This window comes from Streptomyces sp. NPDC058335 (genome assembly GCF_042723915.1).
Taxonomy (GTDB): domain Bacteria; phylum Actinomycetota; class Actinomycetes; order Streptomycetales; family Streptomycetaceae; genus Streptomyces.
On record NZ_JBHXHX010000017.1, the window covers coordinates 25962 to 40723 of the forward strand.

15 protein-coding genes, 1 pseudogene and 1 riboswitch are annotated in these 14762 nt (G+C 72.7%); of the genes and pseudogenes, 10 read left to right on the forward strand and 6 right to left on the reverse strand.

The window, feature by feature from the left end; genetic code table 11:
- Positions 1 to 88: 88 nt before the first annotated feature.
- From ACFWJX_RS29415 to ACFWJX_RS29425, 3 genes are all read right to left on the reverse strand, one after another.
- Entirely contained in the window at positions 89 to 562 is a 474-nt protein-coding gene (locus ACFWJX_RS29415; protein WP_383249057.1) for a C40 family peptidase, read from the reverse strand.
- A gap of 3 nt (positions 563 to 565) precedes the next feature.
- Positions 566 to 710: riboswitch (cyclic di-AMP (ydaO/yuaA leader) on the reverse strand.
- A 416-nt stretch (positions 711 to 1126) separates the two neighbouring features.
- Positions 1127 to 1432, reverse strand: coding sequence for a hypothetical protein (locus ACFWJX_RS29420; RefSeq protein WP_383249059.1), 306 nt, complete (start codon positions 1430 to 1432; stop codon positions 1127 to 1129).
- Positions 1433 to 1439: 7 nt separating this feature from the next.
- Positions 1440 to 2075 (reverse strand): ATP-dependent Clp protease proteolytic subunit, encoded by a 636-nt coding sequence (locus ACFWJX_RS29425; RefSeq protein WP_383249061.1) that lies wholly within the window; start codon positions 2073 to 2075, stop codon positions 1440 to 1442.
- Between the two features lie 63 nt (positions 2076 to 2138).
- Here ACFWJX_RS29425 and ACFWJX_RS29430 point away from each other — a divergent pair, with 63 nt between their 5' ends.
- Positions 2139 to 2426, forward strand: coding sequence for a type II toxin-antitoxin system Phd/YefM family antitoxin (locus tag ACFWJX_RS29430; protein ID WP_383249063.1), 288 nt, complete (start codon positions 2139 to 2141; stop codon positions 2424 to 2426).
- Between the two features lie 106 nt (positions 2427 to 2532).
- On the opposite strand, the gene ACFWJX_RS29435 is transcribed toward ACFWJX_RS29430, so the two are convergent.
- Positions 2533 to 3546: an ABC transporter permease gene (locus ACFWJX_RS29435; RefSeq protein WP_383249065.1), complete on the reverse strand. Its 1014-nt coding sequence runs from the start codon at positions 3544 to 3546 to the stop codon at positions 2533 to 2535.
- A 116-nt stretch (positions 3547 to 3662) separates the two neighbouring features.
- On the opposite strand from ACFWJX_RS29435, the gene ACFWJX_RS29440 reads away from it, so the two are divergent.
- The 8 genes from ACFWJX_RS29440 to ACFWJX_RS29475 all read left to right on the forward strand — a co-directional run bounded on the left by ACFWJX_RS29440 (position 3663) and on the right by ACFWJX_RS29475 (position 10802).
- On the forward strand, positions 3663 to 4310 hold the full coding sequence (locus tag ACFWJX_RS29440) for a TetR/AcrR family transcriptional regulator (protein WP_383249067.1): 648 nt from the start codon (positions 3663 to 3665) through the stop codon (positions 4308 to 4310).
- A 113-nt stretch (positions 4311 to 4423) separates the two neighbouring features.
- Entirely contained in the window at positions 4424 to 4726 is a 303-nt protein-coding gene (locus ACFWJX_RS29445) for an urease subunit gamma (protein ID WP_067256018.1), read from the forward strand.
- Positions 4727 to 4737: 11 nt separating this feature from the next.
- Positions 4738 to 5049: an urease subunit beta gene (locus ACFWJX_RS29450; RefSeq protein WP_383249069.1), complete on the forward strand. Its 312-nt coding sequence runs from the start codon at positions 4738 to 4740 to the stop codon at positions 5047 to 5049.
- On the forward strand, positions 5042 to 6763 hold the full coding sequence (locus ACFWJX_RS29455) for an urease subunit alpha (protein ID WP_383249071.1): 1722 nt from the start codon (positions 5042 to 5044) through the stop codon (positions 6761 to 6763). The genes ACFWJX_RS29450 and ACFWJX_RS29455 overlap by 8 nt, the downstream gene beginning before the upstream one ends.
- 46 nt (positions 6764 to 6809) lie before the next feature.
- On the forward strand, positions 6810 to 7484 hold the full coding sequence (locus ACFWJX_RS29460; RefSeq protein ID WP_383249073.1) for an urease accessory protein UreF: 675 nt from the start codon (positions 6810 to 6812) through the stop codon (positions 7482 to 7484).
- Between the two features lie 135 nt (positions 7485 to 7619).
- Entirely contained in the window at positions 7620 to 8297 is a 678-nt protein-coding gene (ureG, locus tag ACFWJX_RS29465; RefSeq protein WP_383249075.1) for an urease accessory protein UreG, read from the forward strand.
- A gap of 1 nt (position 8298) precedes the next feature.
- Positions 8299 to 9051: an urease accessory protein UreD gene (locus ACFWJX_RS29470; RefSeq protein ID WP_383249077.1), complete on the forward strand. Its 753-nt coding sequence runs from the start codon at positions 8299 to 8301 to the stop codon at positions 9049 to 9051.
- A 152-nt stretch (positions 9052 to 9203) separates the two neighbouring features.
- Positions 9204 to 10802, forward strand: a complete 1599-nt coding sequence (locus ACFWJX_RS29475) for an alpha/beta hydrolase (protein ID WP_383249079.1) — start codon at positions 9204 to 9206, stop codon at positions 10800 to 10802.
- A gap of 89 nt (positions 10803 to 10891) precedes the next feature.
- Here the strand turns inward: ACFWJX_RS29475 and ACFWJX_RS29480 are convergent, their stop codons facing one another.
- Positions 10892 to 11617, reverse strand: coding sequence for a lysophospholipid acyltransferase family protein (locus tag ACFWJX_RS29480; protein WP_383249081.1), 726 nt, complete (start codon positions 11615 to 11617; stop codon positions 10892 to 10894).
- Between the two features lie 193 nt (positions 11618 to 11810).
- Here ACFWJX_RS29480 and ACFWJX_RS29485 point away from each other — a divergent pair.
- Positions 11811 to 12064: pseudogene (locus ACFWJX_RS29485) on the forward strand (SpoIIE family protein phosphatase); the annotation flags it as partial.
- A gap of 177 nt (positions 12065 to 12241) precedes the next feature.
- Here ACFWJX_RS29485 and ACFWJX_RS29490 read toward each other — a convergent pair.
- Positions 12242 to 14683 carry a SpoIIE family protein phosphatase gene (locus tag ACFWJX_RS29490; protein WP_383249083.1) on the reverse strand — a complete coding sequence of 814 codons (2442 nt, stop codon included), beginning with the start codon at positions 14681 to 14683 and terminating at the stop codon, positions 12242 to 12244.
- Positions 14684 to 14762 lie beyond the last annotated feature (79 nt).

The window sequence follows — 14762 nt, forward strand, 5'->3', positions numbered from 1 at the left end:
CGGGGGGGGGCCGGGCGCCGGGGGGGGGGCCGGTTGGGGGGGGGGGGGGGGGGGGGGCGCTGCGGCCCCCCCCCACCGCCCCGGGAGGTCACTTGACCCGGCCGTACCAGACGCTCTTGGTCCAGATCTTCTGGAGCCGCACCACGTCCCCGGTCTTCGGGGAGTGCCAGATCTTGCCCTTACCGGCGTAGATCCCGACGTGGTAGACGTTCGACCCCGAGTGGAAGAACACCAGATCCCCGGCCTTGCGGCTGCCTGCGGAGATGTGGCGCGTCTTGTTGTACTGCTGGGCGGCGGTGCGCGGCAGCTTCTTGCCCGCCTTCTTGAACGAGTACAGCGTCAGCCCGGAGCAGTCGAACCTGTTCGGCCCGGCGGCCCCGTACCGGTACGGGGAGCCCTTCTTGGAGGCCGCGATCTGAAGTGCCTTCGTCGCCGGCGTGGCCGCCGCCGCGTCGGAGGCGACACCTGGGACCACGATCGAGCCGCCCACGGCGGCGATGGCGAACGCCGAGGCCGTACCGGCCCGAGCCATGAGCGACGGGACACGATTGAGCGCAGTCATGCGCAACCCTTCGTCAGCCGCCTGTGAAGGATGACCTGTCGGATTCGGGCTGGCGAAGTTGCCCGGCCGCTGCTGCGGCTTCACCCCAAGGGCTGCTCGGCCCGGCGCCTCCCCTTTCGGGGACGATCCGGTCCGGCGACCCGTCTTGCTCGGGTCCTCCACTCCTGCCGATGCACTTCTGTCGACTCGGGCATCCGGGCGGCGGCAGGACTCGGCGTCCGCCCGGACCGCCCCGCCGCTTGTGGCGGGGGCTTGTCGTCAGTCAGGGATCTTGGCGCACCGATGTCCGAAAATCCCAACGGAACCGGGGATTTGTGGGGTTACTCACCACTCACCCGTTCGGGTGGACACCCTGATGTTCGATCAGATGTCAAGGTGCCACAAGGCCTCCGACCAGCGCAGGAACCCTGGATTCCGCCCACTTCCTCCCCGCTCCGCGCAACTTCTGGGGGTCGGAGAAGCAGCCACCGGTACTCCGAACAGGGGTACGCCATTTGGTCCGTTTGAGTCGTGGCCCGGACGTCACGCACGTGGCGCCGACCGTCCGGACCGGACGGACACGGGTCAACTGTCGGAGAGCGGCGGCATCGTGACGCGCGCCGTGCGGCGCTCCCCGTCGAGCACGCGCAGCGCCCGCGCGAGCGTCGGCGCGTGCAGTTCGCTCTCGCCCCGCTGATGCATCAGCGTCAGCGCGTCCCGCAGCGCGGTCGCCCGGCTCACCAGCGCCTGGGCGGCCCGCAGCCCGCCGTAGGTGTCTCCGCGCCGGGCGGGGTTGATGCGGCCGAGCAGGTCGACCACCTCCAGGTAACGGTCGATCAGTTCGGCCTCGGCGCGGGTCAGCGCGGGCAGCGGCGGCAGGTCGGGAAGCATCGCCGGCTCACCTCGCGTCCGGCGCGCCGCCGGTGACCCTGCGGCCGGGCGCGACCCGGTCCACCAGGCCGTACTCCACGGCCTCCCGCGCGTCGAGGATCAGGTCCCGCTCGATGTCCGCGCTCACCTGCCGGGGGTCACGCCCGGTGTGCCGTACGAGCATCTCCTCCAGGCGGGATCGGGTGCGGGCCAGCTCCTCGGCCCGGACGACCAGGTCGCTCGTCCGCCCCTCGACCGGCTCGGGCAGCGCGGGCCGGCGGAGCACCACGCGGGCGCCCGGCAGCGCGGACCGCTTGCCCGGTGTGCCCGCGGCGAGCAGGACGGCGGCGGGGGAACCGGCCCGGCCGAGGCAGACGGTCGCCACGTCGCAGGCGATGTGGCGGAGCGTGTCGTAGACGGCGGACATGGCGCTGAACGAGCCGCCGGGGGAGTTGACGTACAGGGAGATGTCCCGGTCCGGGTCGCGGTGCTCCAGGTACATGAGCCGGGCCATCAGGTCGTTCGCCGCCGCGTCGTCGATCGGCGTCCCCAGGAGGACGATCCGCTCCTCCAGAAGCTTCGCGCAGGGGTCCAGCGTTCTGTGTCCCGCGCTCGTGCGTTCGGTGAACTCGGGCAGCACGGGGCGGGCGGACGGTCGGGTCATGAGAGCCCCTCCTTCGGCGTCTGTAAAAAATGTACAGGACGTACGTGACGTTAGAATGGGGTCATGGCCTACGAGATTCCGGTGACACAAGCCAGGGCTGAGCTCGCCGACCTGATCAACCGGGTGGTGTACGGCGGCGAGCGCGTCGTCGTGACGCGCCACGGCAAGCCCCTCGTCGCCCTCGTCTCCGCCGCCGACCTGGAGCGACTCGATGCGCTGGACGCGCTCGAGGCCTCGGCCGGGGAGCAGGTGGTCAGCTCCGTCTCGGCCGTCCGGGAGGTGGCGTCCGCTGCCCGTGAACGGCAGCGGTTCGGGATCGCGGCGGAACACCGCAGGCCCGATCCCTCCTAGGCGCCCTCCCAGGCACACGCAAAGACCGTGCGCCTCCGTTCGCTACGGCGGAGGCGCACGGTCGGTCCGTGTGGCGTACTGGGGGCGGGGGCGAGGGCGGTGCGGGTCAGCCCACGAGCGCGGGCTCCCGCTCCGGGGCCGGTCCGGCCTCCTTCCGCCGCTTCTCGAGCGCGTCGCCCAGCATGACCGCCCCCAGGCCCAGCACGGCCCACCAGGTGAGGGTCAGGGCCGGGCCGGTCGCCGCCGCGCCGTCGAAGAACGCCACGGAACGCAGCAGCGTGCTCCCCGCGCCCGGCGGCAGCCACTGGCCGATCGCCCCGACCGGCTCGGGCAGCATCTGCGGCGCCGAGGCCGCCCCGGAGAAGGGATTGCCGAGGAACATCAGCACGAACGCCATCGCCCCGATGCCCGCCGTGCCGAGAAGGGCGGCGCACCCGGCCACGGCCGCGCCCACCGCCAGCGTGGACAGTCCGAGGGTCGCCGCCTCCGCCCACCAGTCACCGGTGAGCACGCCGAGCCAGCTGTCGGCGAGGGCCGCCGCGACCACGCCCACCAGGGCAGCCGCGCCGACGAGCGCGAGCGCGGCGCGGAATCCGCGGAGCCCGAGCAGGGTCACCACCGCGCCCGCCGCGATACCGGCGATCGCCAGCGGCAGCACGCTCGCGTTGAGCGCCGCGCCGCGGGGATCCGCGGCCGGCGCGGCGACCACGTCCACCGTCCGCACCTCACCCCCGTCGGCGGCGGCCTGCCCGGTCACCGCCTGCTGCAACAACTGGGCGACGACGGGGCTCGCGGCCGAGGCCGTCAGCAGTTCGGGGCCCCGGGCGGTCACGACCACGGCGCCGTATACGGTCCGGTCCTCGACGGCGGCGCGGGCGGCGGCCTCGTCGGCGTAGTGGTGGATCTCGAAGGCGCCCTCCTGTCGCGTCAGCTTCTCCTCGATGCCCGCCGTGGCGGCGGGCGGACCGGCCACGCCGAGCGGGAGGTCGCGGGGCGCGGTGCGCGCCGCGGGCCACGCGAAGGCCCACAGGGCGAGCGCGGCGAGAAGCGGGACGAGGACGACGACCGCGATCGCGCGCAGGGCGGGGCCCCTGGGGGCGGGGGCGGAAGCGGTGGACATGGGGTTCCTCCGGAGGGCCAGGCATAAAGAAGGATCGTTCGTTTTAGATGGGCCACCACCGTGCGCCGCGCGAGCGGGACTTGTCAAGAAGGAACGTTCGTTTTAGCTTGGGAGTCATGGCACGCGTATCCCAGGCCCACCTCGACGCCCGCCGCCGGCAGATCCTCGACGCCGCCGCGCTCTGCTTCGCCCGCAACGGCTTCCACGCCACGTCCATGCAGGACGTGCTGAAGGAGGCCGACCTCTCGGCCGGAGCGGTGTACCGCTACTTCAGCGGCAAGGAGGAACTGATCGCCGCGATCGTCTCCGAGGTGCTCGGCGGGGTCCGGGCGGCCTTCGAGGAGGCCGCCCGGCAGAGCCCGCCGCCGCCCCTCGACCTCCTGGTGGCCTCGGTCCTCGGCCGCACCCTCGCCACCCGCGCCACCCTGATCCTCGATGGCGCGCCCGCCTTCCCGCGCCTCGTCGTCCAGGCATGGTCGGAGATCCCGCGCAACGCCGAACTGGCGGCCGTCCTGCGCGAGGGCTACGACGCGGTGCGCGCGGCCTGGGGGCGGATCGTCGAGAACCACCAGGAAGCCGGCCGGATGCGCGCGGACATCCCCCCGGACCACGTGGCCCGGACGATGATCGCCGTCGTCATGGGCTTCCTGGCCCAGCAGGCTCTCTTCGGCCCGGCCCCCGTCGACATCCTGCGTGACGGCCTGCGCGCCCTGATGAGCGTGCCGGGCGAGCAGCCGCAGCCTTCGCGATCACCGCTGGGTTAACGTCGTCGAAATGCGGTCCAACTAGCCTGCCCCTCCACGCCACCAGGCACTTTGCCGGATGGCCGCGGCAAACCGGGCCCCGCACGGTCCGGAGCGAGGATGTGAGGTGGGACGTGCAACTGACCCCGCACGAGCAGGAGAGGCTGCTGATCCATGTGGCGGCCGACGTCGCCGAGAAGCGCCGGGCCCGTGGGCTCAGGCTCAACCACCCCGAGGCCGTCGCCCTCATCACGGCGCACATCCTGGAGGGCGCGCGGGACGGCCGTACCGTCGCCGAGCTGATGGCCTCCGGCCGCAAGCTGCTCACTCGCGACGACGTCATGGAGGGCATCCCCGAGATGATCCACGACGTCCAGGTCGAGGCGACCTTCCCGGACGGCACCAAGCTCGTCACCGTCCACGACCCGATCGTCTGAGGGGGGCGTCGATGATTCCCGGAGAGTTCCTGTTCGCCTCGGGCCCGATCGTCTACAACGCGGGACGCGAGGTCACCCGGCTCACCGTCCTCAACGCCGCCGACCGGCCCGTCCAGGTCGGCTCCCACTACCACTTCGCCGAGGCCAACCCCGGACTGGAGTTCGACCGCGCCGCCGCGCGCGGCAAGCGGCTGAACGTCGCCGCCGGCACCGCCGTCCGCTTCGAACCCGGGATCCCCGTCGACATCGAACTCGTACCGCTCGCCGGCGCCCGGATCGTGCCCGGACTCCGCGGGGAGACCGGAGGTGCCCTCGATGCCTGAGATCTCGCGTGCCGCGTACGCCGACCTGTTCGGCCCGACCACCGGGGACCGCATCCGGCTCGCCGACACCGATCTGCTCATCGAGATCGAGGAGGACCGCTCCGGCGGGCCCGGTCTCGCCGGGGACGAGGCCGTGTTCGGCGGCGGCAAGGTCATCCGCGAGTCGATGGGCCAGGCCCGCGCCACCCGCGCGGAGGGCACCCCGGACACCGTGATCACCGGTGCCGTCATCGTCGACCACTGGGGAATCGTCAAGGCCGACGTCGGCATCCGCGACGGCCGCGTCACCGGCATCGGCAAGGCCGGCAACCCGGACACCATGGACGGCGTCCACCCGGACCTGGTGATCGGGCCGGAGACCGAGGTCATCGCCGGCAACGGACGGATCCTCACGGCCGGCGCGGTCGACGCGCACGTCCACTTCATCTGCCCCCAGATCGCCGACGAGGCGCTGTCCTCGGGCGTGACCACCCTGGTCGGCGGCGGCACCGGACCGGCCGAGGGCTCGAAGGCGACGACCGTCACGCCCGGCCCCTGGCACCTGGCCCGCATGATGGAGGCGATGGAGCAGTACCCGCTCAACATCGGCTTCCTCGGCAAGGGCAACACCGTCTCGCACGAGGCGATGCTCTCCCAGATCCGGGGCGGCGCACTGGGTCTGAAGCTGCACGAGGACTGGGGCTCCACCCCGGCCGTCATCGACGCCTCCCTCACGGTCGCCGACCGGACCGGCATCCAGGTCGCCATCCACACGGACACGCTGAACGAGGCAGGGTTCGTCGGCGACACCCTCGCGGCGATCGCCGGGCGGGGCATCCACGCGTACCACACCGAGGGCGCGGGCGGCGGGCACGCGCCCGACATCATGACCGTCGTCTCCCAGCCGCACGTGCTGCCGAGTTCGACGAACCCGACCCGGCCGTACACCGTCAACACCGCCGAGGAACACCTCGACATGCTGATGGTGTGCCACCACCTGAACCCGGCGGTGCCGGAGGACCTCGCCTTCGCCGAGTCCCGGATCCGGCCCTCCACGATCGGCGCGGAGGACATCCTCCACGACCTCGGCGCCATCTCGATCATCTCCTCCGACGCCCAGGCGATGGGCCGGGTCGGCGAGGTGATCCTGCGGACCTGGCAGACGGCGCATGTGATGAAGCGACGCCGGGGCGCACTGCCCGGGGACGGCAGCGCCGACAATCACCGCGTGCGCCGTTACATCGCCAAGTACACGATCAACCCCGCGCTCGCGCAGGGCCTGGCGAGGGAGATCGGCTCCGTCGAGACCGGCAAGCTCGCCGACCTCGTCCTGTGGGAACCGGCGTTCTTCGGCGTCAAGCCGCACCTCGTCATCAAGGGCGGACAGATCGCGTACGCGCAGATGGGCGACGCCAACGCGTCCATCCCCACCCCGCAGCCGATCCTGCCGCGTCCCATGTTCGGGGCGATCGGGCGGGCACCGGCCGCCAACTCGTTCAACTTCGTCGCGCCGTTGGCGATCGAGGACGGGCTCCCGCAACGCCTCCAGCTCGGCAAGAAGTTCCTCGCCATCGACTCCACACGAGCCGTGACCAAGGCCGACATGCGGGAGAACGACGCCCGCCCGCGGGTCGAGGTCGACCCCGACAGCTTCGCCGTGCGCATCGACGGCGAGCTGGTCGAGGCGACACCGGCGGCGGAACTGCCCATGGCCCAGCGCTACTTCCTCTTCTGATGGGCCGTCCGATGAGCCGTACGGTGAGTCTTCCGGTGAGTTTCCGATGAGCAGGGCGGCGCTTCTCGTCCTGGCCGACGGCCGCTTCCCCGCCGGCGGGCACGCACACTCCGGCGGGGCGGAGGAGGCCGTCAAGGCGGGGCGGATCACCGACGCGGCGAGCCTGGAGGACTTCTGCCGGGGCCGGCTGCACACGGCCGGACTCGTGGCGGCGGCGCTGGCCGCTGCCGCGGCGGCCGGCGCCGATCCGGTCGAACTGGACGCCGCCGCCGACGCGCGGACGCCGTCGCCCGCGCTGCGGGTGGCCGCGCGCCGGCTCGGACGACAGCTGATGCGGGCGGCGCGGGCCACCTGGCCGAGTGCCGAACTGGACGCCCTGGCCCGGGAGTTCCCCAAGGGGGCGCATCAGCCGGTGGTGCTCGGGCTGACGGCCCGTGCGGCCGGGCTCGGAGCTCCGGACGCGGCGTACTGCGCGGCGTACGAGAGTGTGAGCGGGTCGGCATCTGCGGTGGTGCGGCTGCTGAGCCTGGATCCGTTCGAGGCTACGGCCGTGCTGGCGCGGGTCGCTCCGGAGGTGGACCGGGTCGCCGATCGGGCTGTCGTCGCAGGGGTGGGGGTGCTGGGGGAGGGCGTCGGTGTGCTGCCTTCCGCGTCCGCGCCGTTGTTGGAGATCGGGGCGGAGGCGCATGCGGGGTGGGGGGTGCGGTTGTTCGCTTCATGAGGGGGTTTCGCCCCCGCCGCCCCTTCCCGTCCCGTCCCGGGGGCTGCGCCCCCGGACCCCCCTTTCGGCCTGCACGGCCTCGTCCTCGAACGCCGGACGGGCTGGAAATGCCGAGTCAGTCACAAAGGAGTCGTCATGCATCTTGATCATTCCCATCACGGGCCCGCCGCCGTCAGTGCCGACGCTCGTCGGGCCGATGGGGCTCGTCGGGCTCTTCGGCTGGGGCTCGGGGGGCCCGTGGGGTCCGGAAAGACGGCGACCGTCGCCGCGCTCTGTCGGGCGTTGCGTGATGAGTTCTCGCTGGCTGTCGTCACCAACGACATCTACACCCGTGAGGACGCCGAGTTCCTGTTGCGGGAGGCCGTGCTGCCGCCCGAGCGGATCACGGCCGTCGAGACAGGGGCCTGTCCGCACACCGCCATCCGGGACGACATCTCCGCCAACCTCGAAGCGGTGGAGGACCTGGAGGACGAGGCCGGGCCGCTGGATCTGGTGCTCGTCGAGTCCGGTGGGGACAACCTCACCGCCACCTTCTCCAAGGGCCTCGTGGACGCGCAGATCTTCGTCATCGACGTCGCCGGCGGGGACGACATCCCCCGCAAGGGCGGTCCCGGCGTCACCACCGCCGACCTGCTCGTCGTCAACAAGACCGACCTCGCGCCGTACGTCGGCTCCGACCTCGCCCGGATGGCCGCCGACGCCAAGGCGCAGCGCGCCGAACTGCCCGTCGTGTTCCAGTCGTTGAGGAGTGAGGACGGGGTCCGGGAAGTCGCCGCGTGGGTGCGGGAGCAACTCGCCGCGTGGACGGCGTGACATGAGCGGTGTGCACGCCACCGCGCGGATCCGGGCGCGCGAGGACGGCCGCGGGGGCACCGCCCTGCCCGTGCTGGAGAGCGACGGGCCGCTCGCACTGCGGCGGACCCGCGGTGACGCCGGCGAGGCCCGCGTCATGCTGGTCGGCGCGATGAGCGGGCCCCTCGGCGGCGACCGCTTCGCCGTCGAGGCCGACGTCGGGAGCGGCGCCCGGCTGCGCGTCGGCTCGGCCGCCGCCACCATCGCCCTGCCCGGCCAGGTCAAGGACGAGGCCCACTACGCCGTACGCCTCGACGTCGCCGACGGTGGCGAACTGCACTGGCTGCCCGAGCAGTTGATCTCCGCACGGGGCAGCGACCTGTACGTCACCACCCGCGCCGACCTCGCCCCCGGCGCCCGGCTCGTCCTGCGCGAGGAGCAGGTGCTCGGCCGGGCGGGCGAGGAACCCGGCCGCCTCACCAGCCGGCTGGTCGTCCGGGTCGGCGGGCGCGCCGTCCTCGACCAGGAACTCAGCAGCGGGCCGGGCGCTCCCGGCGGCTGGGACGGCCCCGCCGTCCTCGCGGGACATCGCGCCGTCGGACAGATCGTCGTCGTACGGCCGGAGTTCACCGACGGGCCCGTCACCGCCCGGATGCTGGGCGAGAGCGCCACGCTCGTGCCGCTGGCCGGGCCCGCCGCCCTGGTCACCGCGGTCGCGCCGGACGGCCTGCGGCTGCGGCGTGTTCTGGACGAGGCCCTCAAGTCCCTGAGCTGACCCCGCCGTTCATCCGGTGAGCGGGACCCGCTTCTCCGGTTATCGGATTGGCAAAGAAGGTCAACGACACCTGTTCTCAGGCACCTCACAGCAGCAAGGATCCCCGTACTGACGTTCTGAAACCGACGAACTGAGATACGGGGAGGGCCCACTTGAGGGACATACGACCGACCAGACGGACGGCGGCGCTCGGCTCGGCCGGCGCACTCGTCGCCGCGACGCTGGTCGCCGGCGCCGTCATGGCACCGACCGCGAGCGCGACCAGCGACCGGTCGGGGCAGGACCGCGAGATGCGCGGCGCCGCGATCGCCGCCGAGCGGGCCGCGAAGGCCGGCATCGACTGGCAGGACTGTCCGGCCGACTGGGGGCTGGAGAAGCCCATCCAGTGCGGCTATGTGACCGTGCCGCTCGACTACGCCAAGCCCAACGGCAAGCAGATCCGGATCGCCGTCGACCGCATCGGCAACACCGGCACCGAGGAGGAGCGCCAGGGCGCCCTCGTCTACAACCCCGGCGGCCCCGGCGGCTCCGGCCTGCGCTTCCCGCGCCGGGTCACCACCAAGGCCCCCGTCTGGGCCAACATCGCCAAGGCCTACGACTTCGTGGGCTTCGACCCGCGCGGTGTCGGCCACTCCGCGCCCATCTCCTGCGTCGACCCGCAGGAGTTCGTCAAGGCGCCCAAGGCCGACCCGGTCCCGGACACCGAGGCCGACAAGCGCGCCCAGCGCAAGCTCGCCCGCGAGTACGCCGAGGGCTGCTACGAGCGCAGCGGCGACATGCTGCCGTACATGACCACGCCGAACACCGTGCGCGACCTCGACGTCGTCCGGGCCGCCCTCGGCGAGAAGAAGCTGAACTTCCTCGGCGTCTCCTACGGCACCTACCTCGGCGCCGTCTACGGCACCCTGTTCCCGGGGCACGTGCGCCGGATGGTCGTCGACAGCGTGGTGAACCCCTCGCGCGAGAAGATCTGGTACCAGGCCAACCTCGACCAGGACGTCGCCTTCGAGGGCCGCTGGAAGGACTGGCAGGACTGGGTCGCCGCCAACGACGCCACCTTCCACCTCGGCACCACCCGCGCCGCCGTCCAGGCCAAGTGGCTCGACCTGCGCGCCACCGCCAAGAAGAACCCCCTCGGCGGCGTCGTCGGCCCCGCCGAGCTGATCTCCTTCTTCCAGAGCGCCCCTTACTACGACTCCTCGTGGGTGCCGGTCGCCACCGTCTTCAGCAAGTACGTCGCCGGTGACACCCAGGCCCTCATCGACGCCGCCGCCCCCGACCTGTCGGACACGGCAGGCAACGCAAGTTCGGAGAACGGCAACGCCGTCTACACGGCCGTCGAGTGCGCCGACGCCAAGTGGCCCACCAGTTGGACCAGGTGGGACCGCGACAACACGCGTCTGCACAAGGACCACCCGTTCATGACCTGGGCCAACGCCTGGATGAACCTGCCGTGCGCCACCTGGCCGGTCAAGCAGCAGACGCCGGTGAACGTCAAGAGCCACAAGAACCTGCCTCCCGTGCTCATCGTGCAGTCCGAGCGGGACGCGGCCACGCCCTACGAGGGCGCCGTCGAACTGCACGAGCGCTTCAAGGGCTCACGCCTGATCACCGAGACGGACGCCGGCTCCCACGGCGTCACCAGCCTGGCCAACTCCTGCATCAACACCCGGGTGGACACCTACCTCCTCACGGGCAAGCTGGACACCGCGGACGTGACCTGCGCCCCGCACGCCACGCCCAAGCCGTGAGCAGCGGCTGACACGACAGTGAGGGGCGGCCGGATCATCCCGGCCGCCCCTCACCCGTACCGCTGTGCCGCCCTACCGTCCGTCCGGCGTCAACGCCTCGGCAGCCGGGGGAACCTGCGCGCCTTCTCCTTCGCCGCCGCCGCTTCCTCCGCCTTCACCTCGGCCGCGTACCGGTCGACGTACTCCTGTCCCGACAGCGTCAGGATCGCGTACATGATCTCGTCGGTGATCGCGCGCAGGACCGCCTTCTCCCCTTCCATGCCGGCGTAGCGGGAGAAGTCGAGGGGCTCGCCGAAGCGGATCGTCACGGGGTGGATGTTCGGGATCTTCTTGCCGGGCGGCTGGGCCTCGAAGGTGCCGATCATCGCGCAGGGCACGACGGGCACCCCGGCCCGCAGGGCCATCACCGCGACGCCGACCTTGCCCTTGTAGAGGCGGCCGTCGTGCGAGCGCGTGCCCTCCGGGTAGATGCCGAGCAAGTCGTCCCCGCTCAGCACGCCGAGGCCCTCACGGATGGCGGCCTGGCCCGCGTCCTTGCCGGAGCGGTCGACCGGGATCTGCCCCGCGCTGCGGAAGAAGGCCGCGGTCAGCCGGCCCTTGACGCCGGGGCCCGTGAAGTACTCGGCCTTCGCCAGGAACGTGATGCGCCGCTTGAGGATCGCCGGCATCAGGAAGTGGTCGGAGAAGGACAGGTGGTTGCCCGCGATGATCGCCGCTCCCGACGCCGGCACATGTTCGAGTCCCTCGATGCGGGGCCGGAACACCAGGCGCAGCAGCGGTCCCAGCACCACGTATTTCAGGAGGTAGTAGAACAACGGGTGGCTCCTCAATCCGGCGGATCGGCTCAACCGCCGTGTTCCAGCAGGTCAACCGGCATGGTGTGGGGTGCAAGTCTAGGCGGGGCCCGGTGCGGCCGGAACCCGCGCGCGGCGACGTCACGAGCCGTGCCGCACCCCGCTGTCGGCTCTCACCGCCGGACGATGACCAGGGACGTGTCGTCGGTCGCGCCTGGTGCACCCCGACGGCCGCGTGGAGTTCCTGGATCGGTCCCCCCGTTCGACGCCCGCCCCGCCCCCCGGCCGCAGGCGGTCACCGCCTACACCTCGGGCTCGCTGCTGACCCTGTACACCGACGGCCTGGTGGGACGGCGGCGCGAGGACACCGGCCTCGCCCGCCTCGCCGACTCCCCCACCCGGCACCGGGACGCCGCCCCGGAGGAACTCGCCGACGCCGTCCTGCTGGAGCTGCTGCCGCACGGGGGCCGGGGATTGCCGCGTCGCGGACCCGGCGCCGTCCACGACGTGGGCGTAGCGGCCCAGGCGTCCAGTGCCTGGGCAGGGCCTGGAACACCGCCGTGTAGTCGATCGCCGAGTCGTCCATGGCCGCGCCCCGTCTGCCGGCACTGCGCCATGTTCGTACGCTGTGCTGCGGAAGCTCCGTCAGACGCCGGGGTCGGTGAGTGACTGCTCGGCCCAGATGATCTTGCCGTCGGGGACGAAACGCGTGCCCCAGCGCCGCGTGACCTGCGAGACCAGCAGCAGACCGCGGCCGCCCTCGTCGGTGGTGCGGGGATGGCGCACGTGCGGGGTCGTGGCACCGCCGTCGTGGACCTCGCAGACCAGGGTGCGCTCGCGGATCAGGCGCAGCCGGATCGGGCCGCTGGCGTACCGGATGGCGTTGGTGACCAGCTCGCTGACGACCAGCTCGGTGGTGAACGACAGCTCCGCCAGGTCCCACTCCGCGAGCCGGCGGGCCGCGGCCTTGCGGGCCTCGGCGACCGCGGCCGGATCGGCGGGCAGCTCCCACTGCGCGACCCGGTCCGGGGGCAGCCGACGCGTGCGGGCCATCAGCAGGGCCACGTCGTCGTGCGGGCGGTCCGGGACCAGCACGTCGATCACCGTCCGGCAGCGCAGCTCGAGGGAGTCCGTCCTCGCCGCCAGCGCCCGCACCAGCCGCTCCCGTCCGGCGTCCGGCGTCCACTGATCACCCTGGGACAGCAACCCGTCCGTGTGCAGCGCCAGCGTGCTGCCCTCCGGCAGCAGCAGCTCGGCCGACTCGAACGGCGGTCCGCCCGCCCCGAGCGGCGGCCCCTGCGGCAGGTCGACGAACGTGATCGTGCCGTCGGGCAGGACGACCGCCGGGGCGGGATGTCCGGCGGCGGCCATGGCACACCGCCCGTCCACGGGGTCGTACACCACATAGAGACACCCGGCCCCCACGGCCCGCGCCGGCTCCCCGTCGCCGTCCTCCGATCCTCCTTCGTCCTCCTGGGCCGTGCGGGACACCAGGTCGTCGAGGTGGGCGAGGACCTCGTCGGGCGGCAGCTCCAGGGCGGCCAGGGTGCGGACGGCGGTGCGCAGCCGCCCCATGGCCGCGGCGGCGTCGATGCCGTGCCCCTGCACCTCGCCCACGACGAGGGCCACCCGGGCTCCCGACAGCGGGATGAGGTCGTACCAGTCGCCGCCGAGACCCGTCAGTACGTCGGCCGGCCGGTAGCAGGCGGCCACCTCGACCGCCTCCTGCTCGGGCAGCCGGTGCGGGAGCAGACTGCGCTGGAGCACCAGCGCCGCGTCGCGCTCGCGGGTGTAGCGGCGGGCGTTGTCCACGCAGACGGCGGCGCGCGAGACGAGATCCTCGGCCAGCGTCACATCGTCCTCGTCGAAGGGCTCCTGCGTGGAACGGCGCAGGAACGTGGTCACGCCCAGGATGGCGCCGCGCGCCCGCACGGGCACGACCAGCACGCTGGGCGGCCCCGCCCCGGTGCCCACCGGGGGCAGGTCGGGACTCCACTCCGCGGCTTCCGGCCCGAGCCGGTCCGCGCGCCAGGCCCGCCCGGTGACCAGACAGCGTGCCGCGGGTGACCCGGCCGGATGGGACACGACGACATCGGCGCCGGCGCCCGTACCACCGCCCGCCGACCGCAGCCCCGCCCGGCGCAGCTCCACGGACCCGTCCGGCCCCTCGGCCCGCCCCACCACGGGCTCGGCACCCCGCAGCACCGACTCCAGCAGATCCACGGCTACGGCGTCGGCGAAACCCGGCACCACCACGTCGGCGAGCTCCTGCGCGGTCCGGGCGATGTCCAGGCTGCGGCCGATGTGCCGGCCGGCCCGGTCCAGGAGGGCGAGGCGCTGCCGTGCGCGGTGCCGGTCGGTGATGTCCACGACCGTGTAGTAGACGCCCATCGGCCGGCGGCGGTCGTCGTCGAGGCGGGTGAACGACAGCATGTGTGCCGTCTCCCGGAACGGCGCGGCCCGCAGGCGCCCGACGTGCTCGTAGCCGACGACGGGCTCGCCGGTCTCCAGCACCTGCCGCATCCGTGCCTCGACCGCGTCCGCGTCGAAGCCCGGCTGGACGTCCGCCAGCCGCAGCCCCAGCCGGCTCTCGGGCGCGCCGCCGCCGAACTGGGCCAAGGTCGCGTTCGACCACACGAACCGCAGGTCCGTGTCCACGATCGCGATACCGATCGGCGAACCGGCGACCATCTGCTCCAGCACGGAGCGGCTCATGCTCCAGCCGTGGGCTTCGCCCATCTCGTTCACCAGGACCAGCCAGCGCCCCGGCCCGCCGGGCTCGTCCGCCGACGTGATCCGCGCCATCACCGGCACCGGATGCTGGTCCTTGCGGCGGGCCGACAGCAGTCCGGCCCACCCGCCGGACCGACGGCACAGCTCCAGTACGTCCGGCACCCGCGCGGCGTCCCCGACGGTCAGCAGCCCGGCCAGATCCTTGCCCACCGCCTCCGCGGCCGTATAACCGAACAGCCGCTCGGCGTCCCTGGTCCAGCTGGTCACCACACCCCGCGCGTCGAGCAGCAGCGGCACGGCATCCGCCACATCGAACCACCGACGGGCATCATCGCCCACGTCGTGACCGCCCACGGCCGCCCTCTCCGTCGCTGAGAGTCCTGAGAGTCCTCTACCACCTCTCGACTCCATCTTCACCCTGCACCCGCAGGAG

What these genes read in the sequence shown, in the direction of transcription:
- ACFWJX_RS29415 (WP_383249057.1), bottom strand. Translation starts at nt 562, where the DNA reads ATGACTGCGCTCAATCGTGTCCCGTCGCTCATGGCTCGGGCCGGTACG.
- ACFWJX_RS29420 (WP_383249059.1), bottom strand. Translation starts at nt 1,432, where the DNA reads ATGCTTCCCGACCTGCCGCCGCTGCCCGCGCTGACCCGCGCCGAGGCC.
- ACFWJX_RS29425 (WP_383249061.1), bottom strand. Translation starts at nt 2,075, where the DNA reads ATGACCCGACCGTCCGCCCGCCCCGTGCTGCCCGAGTTCACCGAACGC.
- ACFWJX_RS29430 (WP_383249063.1), top strand. Translation starts at nt 2,139, where the DNA reads ATGGCCTACGAGATTCCGGTGACACAAGCCAGGGCTGAGCTCGCCGAC.
- ACFWJX_RS29435 (WP_383249065.1), bottom strand. Translation starts at nt 3,546, where the DNA reads ATGTCCACCGCTTCCGCCCCCGCCCCCAGGGGCCCCGCCCTGCGCGCG.
- ACFWJX_RS29440 (WP_383249067.1), top strand. Translation starts at nt 3,663, where the DNA reads ATGGCACGCGTATCCCAGGCCCACCTCGACGCCCGCCGCCGGCAGATC.
- ACFWJX_RS29450 (WP_383249069.1), top strand. Translation starts at nt 4,738, where the DNA reads ATGATTCCCGGAGAGTTCCTGTTCGCCTCGGGCCCGATCGTCTACAAC.
- ACFWJX_RS29455 (WP_383249071.1), top strand. Translation starts at nt 5,042, where the DNA reads ATGCCTGAGATCTCGCGTGCCGCGTACGCCGACCTGTTCGGCCCGACC.
- ACFWJX_RS29460 (WP_383249073.1), top strand. Translation starts at nt 6,810, where the DNA reads ATGAGCAGGGCGGCGCTTCTCGTCCTGGCCGACGGCCGCTTCCCCGCC.
- ureG (WP_383249075.1), top strand. Translation starts at nt 7,620, where the DNA reads ATGCATCTTGATCATTCCCATCACGGGCCCGCCGCCGTCAGTGCCGAC.
- ACFWJX_RS29470 (WP_383249077.1), top strand. Translation starts at nt 8,299, where the DNA reads ATGAGCGGTGTGCACGCCACCGCGCGGATCCGGGCGCGCGAGGACGGC.